9 protein-coding genes and 2 rRNA genes are annotated in these 14,032 nt (G+C 59.3%); 5 read left to right on the forward strand and 6 right to left on the reverse strand.

The window, feature by feature from the left end:
- The first annotated feature begins 9 nt into the window (after positions 1 to 9).
- Positions 10 to 125 (forward strand): 5S ribosomal RNA (gene rrf, locus FQ668_RS00005).
- A 109-nt stretch (positions 126 to 234) separates the two neighbouring features.
- Positions 235 to 350: ribosomal RNA gene (gene rrf / locus FQ668_RS00010) — 5S ribosomal RNA — on the forward strand.
- 66 nt (positions 351 to 416) lie between these two features.
- Here the strand turns inward: rrf (FQ668_RS00010) and FQ668_RS00015 are convergent.
- The 4 genes from FQ668_RS00015 to FQ668_RS00030 all read right to left on the reverse strand — a co-directional run bounded on the left by FQ668_RS00015 (position 417) and on the right by FQ668_RS00030 (position 5,257).
- Positions 417 to 2,831, reverse strand: coding sequence for a TonB-dependent siderophore receptor (locus FQ668_RS00015; RefSeq protein ID WP_019437302.1), 2,415 nt, complete (start codon positions 2,829 to 2,831; stop codon positions 417 to 419).
- Between the two features lie 165 nt (positions 2,832 to 2,996).
- Positions 2,997 to 3,953 carry a FecR family protein gene (locus FQ668_RS00020; RefSeq protein ID WP_014589284.1) on the reverse strand — a complete coding sequence of 319 codons (957 nt, stop codon included), beginning with the start codon at positions 3,951 to 3,953 and terminating at the stop codon, positions 2,997 to 2,999.
- 4 nt (positions 3,954 to 3,957) lie between these two features.
- Positions 3,958 to 4,461 carry a sigma-70 family RNA polymerase sigma factor gene (locus FQ668_RS00025; protein WP_014589285.1) on the reverse strand — a complete coding sequence of 168 codons (504 nt, stop codon included), beginning with the start codon at positions 4,459 to 4,461 and terminating at the stop codon, positions 3,958 to 3,960.
- A gap of 106 nt (positions 4,462 to 4,567) precedes the next feature.
- Positions 4,568 to 5,257 (reverse strand): GntR family transcriptional regulator, encoded by a 690-nt coding sequence (locus FQ668_RS00030; RefSeq protein WP_014589286.1) that lies wholly within the window; start codon positions 5,255 to 5,257, stop codon positions 4,568 to 4,570.
- 202 nt (positions 5,258 to 5,459) lie between these two features.
- On the opposite strand from FQ668_RS00030, the gene lapG reads away from it, so the two are divergent.
- Both lapG and lapD read left to right on the forward strand, forming a co-directional pair.
- The gene (gene lapG, locus FQ668_RS00035) at positions 5,460 to 6,221 is read left to right on the forward strand and encodes a cysteine protease LapG (RefSeq protein WP_172833539.1); all 762 of its coding nucleotides are present in this window, start codon (positions 5,460 to 5,462) and stop codon (positions 6,219 to 6,221) included.
- Between the two features lie 10 nt (positions 6,222 to 6,231).
- Positions 6,232 to 8,178, forward strand: a complete 1,947-nt coding sequence (gene lapD / locus FQ668_RS00040) for a cyclic di-GMP receptor LapD (protein WP_019437306.1) — start codon at positions 6,232 to 6,234, stop codon at positions 8,176 to 8,178.
- A 126-nt stretch (positions 8,179 to 8,304) separates the two neighbouring features.
- Here lapD and FQ668_RS00045 read toward each other — a convergent pair whose 3' ends face one another.
- Positions 8,305 to 9,663, reverse strand: coding sequence for an HlyD family type I secretion periplasmic adaptor subunit (locus FQ668_RS00045; RefSeq protein WP_172830945.1), 1,359 nt, complete (start codon positions 9,661 to 9,663; stop codon positions 8,305 to 8,307).
- Between the two features lie 7 nt (positions 9,664 to 9,670).
- Positions 9,671 to 11,827, reverse strand: coding sequence for a type I secretion system permease/ATPase (locus FQ668_RS00050; RefSeq protein WP_003256004.1), 2,157 nt, complete (start codon positions 11,825 to 11,827; stop codon positions 9,671 to 9,673).
- Between the two features lie 993 nt (positions 11,828 to 12,820).
- On the opposite strand from FQ668_RS00050, the gene FQ668_RS00060 reads away from it, so the two are divergent.
- The coding region (locus tag FQ668_RS00060; protein WP_144179809.1) for a retention module-containing protein at positions 12,821 to 14,032 on the forward strand (1,212 nt) is incomplete at its 3' end.

The following is a 14,032-nucleotide window of genomic DNA, read 5'->3' on the forward strand; positions in this document are numbered from 1 at the left end:
ACAGAATTTCTTGACGACCATAGAGCATTGGAACCACCTGATCCCATCCCGAACTCAGTAGTGAAACGATGCATCGCCGATGGTAGTGTGGGGTTTCCCCATGTGAGAGTAGGTCATCGTCAAGATTCATTTCGCAAAACCCCTATCTGCGTATGCAGGTAGGGGTTTTGTCTTTAAGTAGGAACTACAGAGATTCGCAGGCGCGTCCTAGTGACGGGCCAGCACACAGAATTTCTTGACGACCATAGAGCATTGGAACCACCTGATCCCATCCCGAACTCAGCAGTGAAACGATGCATCGCCGATGGTAGTGTGGGGTTTCCCCATGTGAGAGTAGGTCATCGTCAAGATTCAAACCCAAAGCCCCTGTCTGCGATGCAGACAGGGGCTTTGTCTTTCACGGGTTTCAATATCGGTTAGAACTGATAGCTGACCGTAGCGCTTACATTGCGCTCTTCACCCATGTAGCAGTAGTTCAGGCTGGCACATGAGGTAATGTAGCTTTCATTGGTAAGGTTGTTGGCGTTTAAGCGCACATCCACACCCGTCAGACCGACCTTGCCCAAGTCATAGCCGATCGAGGCGTCGAACAGGGTGTAGGAAGGCACCTTCATGCTGTTTTCCGCATCCACCCAGCTGTACCCCACATATCGCACCCCACCGCCCAGCCGCAGGCCATCCAGTGCCCCCTGGCGGAAGTTATAGTCGGCCCACAGCGAGAGCATCTGTTTCGGCGCCTGAGTCGGCGAATTACCCTTGTTGTCCAAGTTGCCCGACACAAGGCTCGGCATTGACTTCGAATACTCGATATCGGTGAAGGTATAGCCACCCAGCAGTTTGAGGCTGTCGGTCAGTTGCACATGGGCTTCTAGCTCCAGCCCTTGCGAGCGGACTTCACCGACAGGGCGGTAGAAGTCTTCGTCAGGCTGTTTAGACGCCAAATTCTCCTGCTCGATGCGGAACACCGATGCGGTAAACAGGCTGTCGCTCCCAGGTGGCTGATATTTGATACCGGCTTCCCACTGAGTGCCCTCCGTCGGTGCCAGCGGCCGGCCTTGTTGGTCGGACACGGTGTTTGGGTTGAACGACTCCGAGTAGCTGATGTAGGGCGCAATGCCGTTCTCGAACAGGTAGAGCACTCCTGCCCGGGAGGTGAACCTGGAGCGTTGATCACTGACCTTGCTGTCGCTGTCACGGTTCTCTTCGGACACCCTCACCCAGTCCTGGCGCAGTCCCAAGGAAAAGCGCCACTGGTCCAGCTCCACCAGATCCTGCAGGTACACACCCGTTTGTTGCAAACGGCGCTGGTAGCGGTTCTCGCCCAGTACCTGAAGGTTGCCATTGCCGTACTGTGGATTGCCGGCATCCAGCGGGTCGACGGTGCCATAATGCCATGTCACGTCGGCTTTGCGCCGCTGGTAGTCAGCCCCCAAGAGCAAGGTGTGCTTGGCGGCCCCAGTAAAAAACTCTGCCTGCAGCATGTTATCAATGATGTATGAATGCAGGCGCTCGTCGCCGCCGGTATAGGCGCGGTTTAGCATATTGCTGTCCACATCTGCCCAGCCGGCGGAGTACACCTGGTCCATCGACACGTCGGAATCCTGATAGCGAAAGTTCTGCCGTGCGGTGAACACATCATTGAAGCGGTGCTCAAACTGGTAGCTGAAGGATTGCTGCGTGCGCTCATAGTTGTCGATGCTCGGCTCGCCTTCGAAGAAATGGTCTGAAAGGCGCAAACCGTTGCGTTTGTGCAGCATGCCGTCTGCAGGGTTGCCGCCGTGGTACCCACCGTCAGGGTCGTGCTGCAAATAGGCCTGCAGCGTGAGTGAGGTGTCTTCGGTGAAGTCGACACTGATAGCAGGGGCGATTGCGTAACGTTCTTCCTTGTTATGGTCGAACTGAGTTTCGGAAGCATCCGCCAAACCCGTCAGGCGATACGCAATGCGTTGGTCGTCATCCACAGGACCACTGAAGTCGAAGCCCACGCCGCGCTGGCCCTGAGTACCCACCGTGGCCTGAACCTGATGGTAAGGGGCAAAGAGTGGCTTCTTGGTGGTCAGGGCTACCATGCCACCCGGCGAGCTTCGCCCGTACAGTACCGAAGACGGTCCCTTGAGAATGTCGATGCGCTCAAGGAAGTAGGGGTCTACCTGCATCGTGCTGTAGGTGCCGTTGTCTCCCATTGACTTGAGCCCATCGACGTAGATGTTGTCCACCGAACCGTCGTTGAAGCCGCGCATGGCTACATAGTCATAGCGATGAGTGGCACCGTACGGGTTGGTCAGTACTCCAGGCGTGTAGCGCATGGCTTGGGCAACGGTCTGAGAGCCCTGATCGTCCATTTGCTGGCGAGTAACTACCGAGACTGATTGGGATGTCTCCACCAAGGGCATGCTGGTCTTGGTCGCCACCTGACTGTGCGTGGCGTTGTAACCCTCCATGCTGCCCAGTGCGTTGCCGAGGGAGAAACTACGGATGTCTGTGTCTGGCAATGCCAGGGCGGCGTTCTGACGCTGTGCCTGCAGCACATAGTTACTTCCCCCCTGGCTGACGGCTTCCAGTCCGCTGCCATTTAGCAACTGGCGCAGCGCCTGATCGGTTGTGTACTGCCCCTGCAGTCCGTTGGAGTGCAGGCCATCGGTCAGCTGAGGGGTGCTCGATAGGGTGATGCCGGCCTGACGAGCGATCTTGTTGAGCACGTCGGTCAGTTGGCCAGCTGGTATTGCATAGTGTTGGCTCACTTCGGCTGTGTCGGCCGCAACGGAAAGTTGCGGAACAGTTGCCAGGCCCAGGGCGGTACCAAACAGAACAGCCCGGATGGCATGGCGCAAGTGAGCTGATTGCAGGACTGGACGAAAATCATTCGGGCTGAATGTGTGGGTTAACACCGGGTTGATAGACATGAAGGGTCCGTTAAAGTGTCGAGGGCAGAAAGTGTTGCTTACTGTCCTAGCCGGACCCGGATTCAAAACCCGCCAGAAATCGATAACGCCTTATCAGGTCATGCTCTCTACATGCACCCACCAGCGTGTACGTCGACGAAGTTGTACGGGCAACGTCTGCGGTAGCAGCCGAAGCAGTTGTTCCGGGTCTTCAAGGCGGAACACCCCCGACAGGCGCAGGTCGGCAATATCATTGCTGCAGCTCAGGTAACCATGGCGATAGCGGCTGACCTGCGCGAGGAAGTTGGAGAGGCGCATGTCCTGGGTGACGATCAACCCTTCAGTCCAGGCCATAGCATCCATATCCATGTGGGCGAGCCTGTGCGCACCTTGAGCATCCAGGCGCCAATTCTGGCCACTTTCGATCCACTGAAGTTGGCCAGTACCAGGCCGGTGTATCGCCACTTTGCCGTAGCTGACGCTGACACGTGTGCAGTCGCTATCCTGATAGGCCACAAAGCGTCCTTCGAAGCCTTCAAGCAGCGCGTCGCGGGTTTGTACCAGCAGGGGATGCCGAGGGTTGCAGTTGATCATCAATTCCCCATGCTTCAGGCGGACCAGGCGCCGTTGATCATGGAAGGCCAGGTCCACGGCACTGCAGGTATTGAGTTGCATCATCGAGCCATCGGGCAGGGTGAAGACGCGTCGCTCGCCCGTGCCGGTGGCATAGTCTGACGCCCAGGCACTCACAGTATTGAGGTCTTTGGCCAGCCAGCTCGCCGACCCTGCCATGACAACGCCACCAAGCAGCTTCAGTGCCTGCCGACGGCGCAGGCGCTGCTGGCTGGTTTCCAGTGTCTGCAATGCCAGCCCGGCACCGGGGATAGCGCGCAGGTCGAGGTCCTGATGAAGGTGAACTACACGCTGCCAGGCCTGTTCGTTTTCGTGGTGGGTGCTGCGCCATTGCTCGCACTGTTGTTGCAAAGCCGGATCGTGTCCGCTTTCACGCAGCCGCAGCATCCACTGAATGGCCTGCCTGACCGTTTTTGTATCAGGGCGTGCGACGGTCATGGATTCAGCAGTCGTCTTCATAGCGCAGCACGTAGCAGTGATAGAGCGCATCGGCGATGTAGCGCTCAACGGTGCGCACGGAGATCCCCATCTGTTCGGCGATGGCCTGATGCTTCAGCCCCTCGCATTGAGCCAGCAGGAATGCGCGGCGTACCTTGGGTTTGAGACCGTCGAGCATGCGCGCAATACGCTCAAGCAATTCCAGCAGCAGCTCGCGGGTCTCGACTGAGGGGACCAGTGCTTCCGGCACATGGGCCAAGGCCTCCAGGTAAGCCCTGTGCAGTTCCTCGCGGCGCCAATGATCGATCACCAACCCACGCGCTACCGTGCGCAGGAAGGCCCTGGGAGCATTCAGCTGCAATTGTTCACGACGCTGTAGCAGGCGGACGAAGGTATCCTGGGCGAGGTCAGCCGCATCGGCTGCGTTGCCGAGCTTGCTACGCAGCCAGGTATGCAACCAGCCGTGGTGGTCACTGTAGAGCGTTTGCACGGAATCGTTGCTGGGCATGGAGGAGGGCGCCGGCATCAATGGACGTTAATGATAATTAGTCTCATTGTTGGCGGAGCAAGATTAATTTGCAACCCATCAGTTACCGCGTAAAGCCGGTAATGGGCTAATGCCCCAATTGCGTATCCAGGTAGTTGCGGATCACCCGTGCCCCGCCATTGAGGTGCCGTTCCAGCACCGCTACCGCTTCGTCCACCAGCTTGTCGCTGGCTGCATCTACCAGTGCGTTGTGATCGTCCTGAGTGAGCTTGCCCAGGCCCATGGACGAAAGATGGAAACGCAAGAAACGTTCTTCCTCGTTCAATTCGTTCTCGATAAGGCGCAGTAGTTTCTTGTTCGGCGCTTTGCTGTACAGCGCCATGTGGAGCAGGCGGTTGAGACGGCCAATTTCAGTATGGCTGGTCTCATTCTCCAGTTGCTGGATATACCCGCGGGCGCTGGCGATGTCGCTGGCATCAAGCAGCGGGATAGACTGGCGCAGCGCCTCGCTCTCGAGCAATACGCGAAGGGCATAGGTGTCCACTGCATCCTCGCCGATCAGCGGTGCAACGACGGCACCCTTATGCATCTCCACCTTCAGCAGGGACTGCGCTTCGAGCTGGCGCAGGGCTTCGCGCACGGGCATGCGGCTAACGCCGTACAAGGTGGCGAGCTCTTGTTGGCGAACCGCAGTACCAGGGGGCAAGCGACCATCGAGAATGGCGCTGCGCAGACGTTCTTCGATCACGCCACGGGCCTGGTGCGGCAACAACTGCTCGCTGGCCAGCACATTGCTCAATTTGATTTTCTTGGCCACGCGACGCCTGCCTCAACGATGACTATATTGGATCCAATGACACTAGTAACAGCTTGAGAGGGTGTCAAACCTGCACCCACCCTGGACGGGCGCCCCAAAAGCGCGGCTATGGTGGAGGAAGTCGCACGTCAAAGGAAGCTGCCTATAGAAAGATGTAAGCAGAAAGTATAGGCGGGCTGACAGCCGGGTGCGTGATTGCAGGGTGCCATTGTCTTTTGCGGTGGCAAGCCCCACCATCGCTGCTTTCGACTGGTCTGAACAGGGCTTCGCAGTGGCGATATCCTGGTTGCTCAAAACCGTAGTGCGATATGTCGGCTTTGCCGCGCTGCTGGGCAGTCTTCTGCTGAGCGGCTTGCACGCGGATTGGGATTTCTCCCAGATCAGCCGCAAGTCGCAGGCTCTGTACGGCCCACTAGGTGCCGGGCAGGGTCGCATCGATGCCTGGCAGAGCCTGATGGCCACGCAGAAGCAGGGTACCGAGCTTGAACGGTTGCAAGTGGTCAACCGCTTCTTCAACCAGCAATTGCGTTATGTCGAGGATATCGATCTGTGGCATGAGGTCGACTACTGGGCCACACCTGTGCAGGCACTGATCAAAGGTGCAGGGGACTGCGAGGATTACGCCATCGCCAAATATTTCAGTCTACGGCGCATGGGAATCCCCAGCGAAAAACTGCGCATCACCTACGTCAAGGCGCTGCGGCAGAACCGGGCACACATGGTCCTGACCTATTATTCAAGCCCACAGGCCCAGCCTTTGGTGCTGGACAGTCTGATGGATGCCATAAAGCCGGCAAGCCAGCGTAGCGACTTGCTGCCGGTGTACGCCTTCAATGGCGAGGGGTTGTGGCTGACGGGCGCCGCAGGGAACAAGAAGGTTGGTGATACCAAACGGCTGTCACGCTGGCAGGATTTGTTGAAGAAAATGCAGGCCGAAGGGTTCCCGGCCGAGCCGGTTTACTGAAGGAGCACAGATGTCACTGTTCAAACAATTGCTGTTGGCCATTTGCCTGTTCCTGGTGGTCGCCTTCAGTGGCAGTTTCATGGTCAGCCTGGAAAGCTCGCGCAGCCAGTACGTCAACCAACTGCGCTCGCACGCCCAGGATGCGGCCACCGCGCTGGCGCTTTCTCTGACGCCGAATATCGACGACCCAGCGATGGTCGAGCTGATGGTCAGCTCGATTTTCGACAGTGGTTACTATGCAAGCATCAAGGTCGTCGACCTGGGTTCCAACGCCGTGCTGGTGGAGCGTCAGGCCGAGCCAGACCCTGGCGGTGTGCCGCTTTGGTTTGTGCGCCTGATCGGCCTCGAGGCCGCCGGCGGCGATGCAATCGTCAGTCGTGGCTGGCAGCAGGCCGCGCGCGTTGAAGTGATCAGCCACCCGATGTTCGCCATTGCCAAGCTTTGGCAAAGCGCCTTGGGCAGCCTGGGTTGGTTGCTGTTGTGCGGTGCGGCCAGTGCAGTGCTCGGTGCTTTGCTGTTGCGCCGCCAGTTGAGGCCGCTGGACTACATGGTCGAGCAATCCCACGCTATTGCTCGCCGCGAATTCCTCAGCCTGCCAGAGTTGCCACGCACGCCGGAGCTTCGCCGTGTGGTGCAAGCGATGAATCAGATGGTCGAGAAGCTCAAAGCCCTGTTCACCGAGCAAGCCGAGCGCAGTGAGCGGCTGCGTGCGGAGTCCTACCAGGACAGCCTGACCGGGCTGTCGAACCGACGCTATTTCGAAATGCAGCTGAACAATCGGGTAAGCAACCTGGAAGACGCGCGCGCCGGCTACCTGCTGTTGCTGCGGGTTCAGGGCCTGGCTGGCCTGAACGCCCGCCTTGGTGGCCAGCGTACAGACCAGTTGCTGCAAGCGGTAGGTGAACAGCTGCGTCGTACTTGTGCCAGCTACCCGGAAACCAACGACCTCATTTCCCGCAGCCGCGGCGGCGAGTTTGCAGTGCTGGCACCGGGCATGGTGCATGAGGAGGCAGTACACCTTGCCCAGGCTCTGGAGGCAACATTGCAAAGCCTGCACGAAACGGGGGCCAGTGATATCGACCCGGTGGCTTGTATAGGCCTGGCACCATTCAGCCCTGGTGATTCACCACAGGCGTTGCTGAAGCTCGCCGACGAGGCTCTGGCCCGCGCTGAGAATCAGCCAACGCCGGGGTGGGTATGCCTTGAGCAAGGTGTTGCTGCGGTTGCTGCGGATAGCCAGCATGCCTGGCACGAACGGCTCGACCAAGCGTTCATCAATGGGCATTTCGAGCTGTTCTTCCAGCCAGTGATGGAGTGCGCTTCCTCGCAACGGGTACTGCACCACAAAGTTATTTCGCGTTTGCGCGATGGCCACGGCGAGGCCTTGCCGGCGGGCCGCTTCCTGCCTTGGCTGGAGCGCTTCGGCTGGATGCCGCGGCTGGATGTGCTGGTGCTGGAGAAAGTGTTGGCGCACCTGCGAGGGCATGACCAGGTGCTGGCGTTGAACCTGTCCGCCGCCACCCTGGCCGACCCCAAGGCCCTTCAGCGCATTTTCGAGCTGCTGAGTCAGAATGCGGCGCTTGGCCCGCGGCTGGTTTTTGAAATTGGCGAGGAGCAGTTGCCTGAGCAGGCCGCATTGGAGCAACTCACCCGTCGCCTGCATGGGCTTGGCTTTGGGTTGGCTTTACAACGCTTCGGTGGGCGCTTCAGCATGATTGGCAACCTGGCGCACTTGGGCCTGGCGTACCTGAAGATTGACGGCAGTTACATCCGCAACATCGATCATGAGCAGCACAAGCGGCTGTTCATCGAAGCGATCCAGCGTGCGGCGCATAGCATCGACCTGCCACTGATTGCCGAGCGAGTCGAGACGGAAGGGGAGCGGTTGGTGTTGCTGGAGATGGGAGTGGGCGGGATTCAGGGGCAACTGGTGGGTGAGCCTGCGCCTTGGCGCTGATTGGCCTCTCGCGCGCCGCTGCAGAAACGGCCTAGAGCCGCCAAAGGGCCGCGTAGCGGCCCCAGGATTTACGCAGCGATGTACAGGGCCGCTCCTACAGCAATGACGAAACCAGCAGGTTGGCTATCACCGCTCGCGCAGCGCCTCCGAGCGCGCCTTCATGATCGGCTTGAGCAGGTAGCTCATGATGGTTTTCTTGCCTGTCATGATGTCCACCGTCGCCACCATCCCCGGAATGATCAGCAGTGGCTTCTCGTCAGTCCCCAGGTGGCTGCGATCAGTGCGCAGCTTGATCAGGTAATACGTAGTCTTCTTGTCTTCATCGGTAATGGTGTCGGCGCCAATCTGCTCCAGCTTGGCCTTTAGCCCACCGTAGATGGTGTAGTCATACGCGGTGAACTTGACCGTCGCTTCCTGGCCGGGGTGCAGGAAGGCGATGTCTTTGGGCAATATTTTCGCCTCGATGACCAGCGTGTCGTCCAGCGGCACGACTTCGATGATATCGCTGCCTGGCTGGATTACCCCGCCAATGGTGTTCACCAGCAGTTGCTTGACGATACCGCGCACGGGCGAAGTGACCAGTGTGCGGTGCACCCGGTCGTCCAGCGCCTTGCTGGTGGCGGTAGCCTTGTTCAGTTCGGTGCGCGCCTCGTTCAGCTGGGTCAGCGCTTCACTTCGGAACTTGCCACGCGTCTCTTCGATCTTGCTTTGCACCTCGCGGATCGCCGCCTCTGCGCGCGGGATCGCCAGCGCAGTGGAATCCAGCTGACCGCGGTTTTCCACTTCAGCACGGCGCAGGCGCAGTACTTCAACCTGGGAAATCGCGCCGGTTGCCACCAGCGGTTCGGACATGCTGATTTCCTTGCGCAGCAGCTCAAGGCTGTTGGCGTACTGGGTGCGTTTGGAGCTGTATTCCCGCAGCTCCTGCTGGCGTTGGACCAACTGCTGCTGCAGGCCGCCAATTTCGTCCTGAAGTTGCTGGCGCCGGCTCTGGTACAGCGACTCTTCACTGGCCGCCTGGTTTGGCGCGGCTTTACGCAGCTTTTCGTCGATAATCAGCGGGCGGTCCTCTACCTCGGCACTCAAACGTTCGACCCGCAGGGCCATGGCAAGGCGGTCAGCCTCGGTTTCACCAACGTTGGAGGCGAAGCGGGTTTCATCCAGGCGCAGCAATGGCTGGCCCACTTCGACGATCTGCCCCTCCTTGGCGAAGATTTCGGCGACGATGCCGCCCTCCAGGTTCTGAATCTTCTGCACCTTGGAAGACGGAATGGCCTTTCCTTCACCCCGCGTAACTTCGTCGATGGGCGCAACGCTGGCCCATACAATCAAGAACACGAAGAACAGGATCACGCCCCAGATGGTCAGCCGCACCACGCGCGGCGCATCTTCGATCAGGGCCTTGTTTACCTCGGGCAGCGGCTGGCCGCCAAGCGAGTCGCTGCCTTTGAAATAGCGCCGCAGGCCGTCCTTGAACTGCCCCATATCCAGCTTATGCAACACTGATCTGCCCCTTCTTCAGTGCATCCATGACCGCGGCTTTCGGGCCGTCGGCGACAATCTGCCCGCGATCGATCACGATCAGCCGGTCTACCAGCGACAGCAACGACGCACGGTGCGTGACCAGCAGTACCGTCTTGCCCTCCACCACCGCTTGCAGGCGCTGCTTGAGGCGTTCTTCACCGGTGTTGTCCATGGCGCTGGTCGGCTCGTCCAGCAGCAGGATCTGCGGGTTGAGCAGCAGCGCACGGCCCAAGGCGACGTTCTGCCGCTGGCCGCCGGACAGGTTCTGCCCGCGTTCACCCACTTGCAGCTCGTAGCCGTCGGGGTGCAGCCGGGCGAATTCATGTACGCCCGCCAGTTCAGCGGCCTGCAGGATCAATTCGTCCTCGATGTAGCGGGCGCCGCTGACCAGGTTGTCACGCAAGGTTCCGGCCAGCAGCTGGATGTCCTGGGGGACGTAGCCGATGTTGTGGCGCAGTTCGCTGACATCGATCTGGCGAATGTCGACGCCATCGACCAGCAGCGAGCCGCCATCGGCCTCGTACAGGCCGACGATGAGCTTGGCCAGCGAGCTCTTGCCGGAGCCGCTGCGGCCGATGATGCCTACCTTCTCGCCAGGGCGGATGGTCAGGTTGATATTCTTCAGGGCCAGGTTCTGCTGGTTTGGATAAGTGAAGTCGACCCCGCGGAACTCGACGCTGCCCTGCAGCACCTTGCGGCTCAGCGGGCGTTCTTCGAAGTTGCGCTCTTGCGGCAGATCCATCATGTGGTCGGTGGAGACCATGGTCACCTTGGCTTGCTGGTAGCGGGCCAGCAGGCCATTGAGCTGGCCCAGCGGGCCGAGGGCGCGGCCGCTGAGCATGTAGCAGGCCACCAGGCCGCCCATGCTGAGGTTGCCATCGATGATCAGATACACGCCCACGCAGATCATTGCGACGCCGGCCAGTTGCTGGATCAGCAGGGTGATGTTCATCGCCAGGCTCGACAGCACCTTCACCCGCAGCTCCAGCCGACTCAGGGTGCCGAGGGTTTGCTCCCACATGTACTGGCGTTCGCTTTCGGCGTTATTGACCTTTACCGCATCCAGGCCGGCGAGGGTTTCGATCAGGCTGGACTGGCGCTCTGATGCCAAAGCCATGGTCCGCTCCATGGTCGCCATCAGTGGCCGTTGCAGGGCGTAGCCGATGCCCAGAGCCAGCGGGAAGGCGATGATCGGTATCCACACCAGATGCCCGCCAATGATGGCGATGACAATCAAAATCAGGATGGTAAAGGGCAGGTCGATCAGGCTGGTCAGGGTCAGCGAGGCGAGGAAGTCGCGCAAGCCCTGGAACTCGTGAATGTTCTGGGCAAAGCTGCCGACCCGCGCCGGCCGGTACTTCATCGACATGCCGACAATACGTTCAAACAGCGTTGCCGAGATGATCAGGTCGGTCTTCTTGCCGGCCAGGTCCAGGCACAGGCCGCGAAGGCCTTTGAGGATCAGGTCGAAGATATACGCGCCGGCGATACCGATGGCCAGTACCCAGAGCGTCGAGGTGGCCTGGTTTGGCACCACCCGGTCATACACGTTCATCACGAACAGCGGCGCGGCCAAGGCGATCAGGTTGATCACCAGGCTGGCGGCGATGGCGTCGATATACAACCACTTGCTGCGCAGCAGGGTGTCGCGGAACCACGACTTCGCTCGTGGGATGAGGTTGCCATGGTTGACATCGAACTTGTGCTGCGGCTGCGCGAAGAACACGCGGCCGCTGTAGTCGCTTAGCAGTGCTTCGCGGCTGACATGCACCTCGCCACCGTCGCTCTCGCTGAGTAGCAGGCGCGCGGTGTCATCGTTCTCCCAGCCGAGCAGGACGGCGCTGCGGCCCTCCTTGAGCAGCAGCATGGCCGGCATGGCGATACTCGGGATCTGCTCCAGCTTTCGCTGAAGCAGGCGCCCCTGCAGGCCAGCCCGGGCCGCAGCGCGCGGCAGCAGTTCAGGGCTCAGGCGCTGGGCGGGTAGCGGTAGGCCTGTTGTCAGCATGACCCGGCTGGCGGGCTTCTGGTGCAGGACACACAGGCTCAGCAGACTATCCAGCAGGGGATCGTCATGCTGACTGCGTGGATCGTGGCTGAGTTGGACTCGACTGACTTCGGATTCCACGCGGCGCTCTCTTCATCCTTGTGGTGGGTGGGGTGGGTGTGCCGTCGTTAAGGTCCGGCCGGCTCACCCTGGCTCTCTTTGGTGCTGCAAAGCTGTGCTGATAAGGGTTATCACGCCCTGGTGCTGGAGCAGCTGGCCAATGTTCGCCTTGAATCGGTGTTGAGTAAACAATTCTACGTGCTTCATTTTCACCAGACTTAGCGGGGCAATGATTGTTTCATTTTTGATCCAGCCATCATCCGGCTTGTTGCAGCATAGCCTGCCACTCAGCCAAGGCATGCAAGGGCTTTGGGTTCCAGCTTAGTCACTGTCAGTAAACAGGCGCTGGTTTGTTGGCGCATATCTGTGGCTTGTTAGTCAGAATTCATCTATAGAGCGCGGATCCTTGCATTCTTGCATTCAATATCCGCAAGCGATTTTCAATGATCGGGATACCATTATTCACGCACTCGTACGTCATCTCTTTGATTTGCGACACATAGCTGCCTGTGACTCGCGCAGCGTTGAAAGCCTGGTGGGCCTCGAGTGAGCAAGCGCCCCGGCTCTGGCTGGCTATCGACCTCTGCCTGGCCGCATTCCGGCAAGGTTTGTGCTTATTTGGCAATCAGTGTCCGGGCGATTGACAGTGATCTGGATATTGACGCCAGTAACGCTGACATTGCCGAGTAAGTCGGTCGCGCCGCATGATTTACGGCTGCTGAGCTGTATGAAAAAGTGCTAGGACTGATGGCTTAACACCTTTTTGATGATGTAAGACATTTGTCCTCCGGAAACGCTTGGCTAAGGTACAAATATCAATGTGACATTACATTGCCGATTGTTTAGGATGGCATGTATAAGGTCAATAGTTTGGCAGTCAGGCAATTCCAAAAAGTTATAGACGGAATATTGACGTCAAAAACGTCAAGAGATCATCTACATAGTTCCGCCTGAAGTGGCTAGCAAGCGCCGCTCTGGCAGGGAAGTACCCCATCGGGTCACACGGAGAGTCCAATGAGCAGCGTTGTAGCCATCGTCAAAAGCATTGTCGGCCAGGTTATTGCGGTATCCCCAGAGGGCATCCGGCGTGTACTTATCGAAGGTGACCGCCTGTTGGCCGGTGAGGAAGTGCTCACCGGTCCTGGCGGTGCAGTTACTTTGGAGCTGGCTGATGGCCGACTGCTCGATCTTGGACGTGACAGCCAATGGAGTGCCGATGCGCCTGACAGTAGCACCGACCTGAGCCAGGCGGCAGCCCAGGCCGCGCCTTCGGTGGAAGAGCTGCAGCAGGCAATTGCTGCTGGTGTTGACCCGACTACTGAGCTTGAAGCTACCGCCGCTGGCCCGTCATCAGCAGGTGGTGGTGCGCTCGGCGGTGGCCACAGCTTCGTGATGCTCGAAGAGACGGCTGGCCGAGTTGACCCGACGGTTGGCTTCCCGACTGACGGGCTGGGCTTTGCGGGCGTACCCGATAACGAAGAAGTGGGCCTGCTGGACACTAACGGCAACAACCTGGTGACCACACCGACGGATACCACCGTCGCTACTGAGCTGACGCTTGGCGCAACCCCTTCCATCAGTGAAGCGGGTGGCGTAATCGTTTATACCGCCACCGTTGGTCAGGCGCCGACCACCAACCTGGTACTTACTCTGTCCAACGGTGCCGTGATCGTAATTCCGGCTGGGCAGACAAGTGGTAGCGTCAACGTCGCAGTTCCGGCAAACGACACACCCTACATCGACGGGGGCCAGATTTCGGCCACCGTGACAGGTAGTACCGGAGGTGGTGGGCTGACGGTGACATTGCCGCAAACGCCAGCGGTTACCCAGGTGACCGATACAATCGACACCACCACTGCGACCCTGACCGCCTCGCCAAGCGTGACCGAAGGCGGCGTGATCACTTACACCGTGACCCTGAGCAACCCTGCTCAGACGCCGGTAACCGTGACCCTGTCCAACGGCCAAACCATTACCGTTGAAGCCGGCAAAACCCAGGGCAGCGTTGATTTCCAGACCCCGGCCAATGACGTCTATAACAACGGCTCGACCGTCAGCGTCACTATCGAGAACGCCACTGGCGGTAATTTCGAGCAACTGACCCCGAACCCGACGCCGGCTCAGACCACGATCAACGACTCGGTCGACGCCACCACCGCGACCCTGACGGCCCCGTCAAGCGTCACCGAAGGCGGCGTGATCACCTACACCGTGACCCTGAGCAAC

The sequence above is a fragment of the Pseudomonas sp. Kh14 genome (genome assembly GCF_900291005.1).
GTDB classification, from domain to species: Bacteria; Pseudomonadota; Gammaproteobacteria; order Pseudomonadales; family Pseudomonadaceae; genus Aquipseudomonas; species Aquipseudomonas alloputida.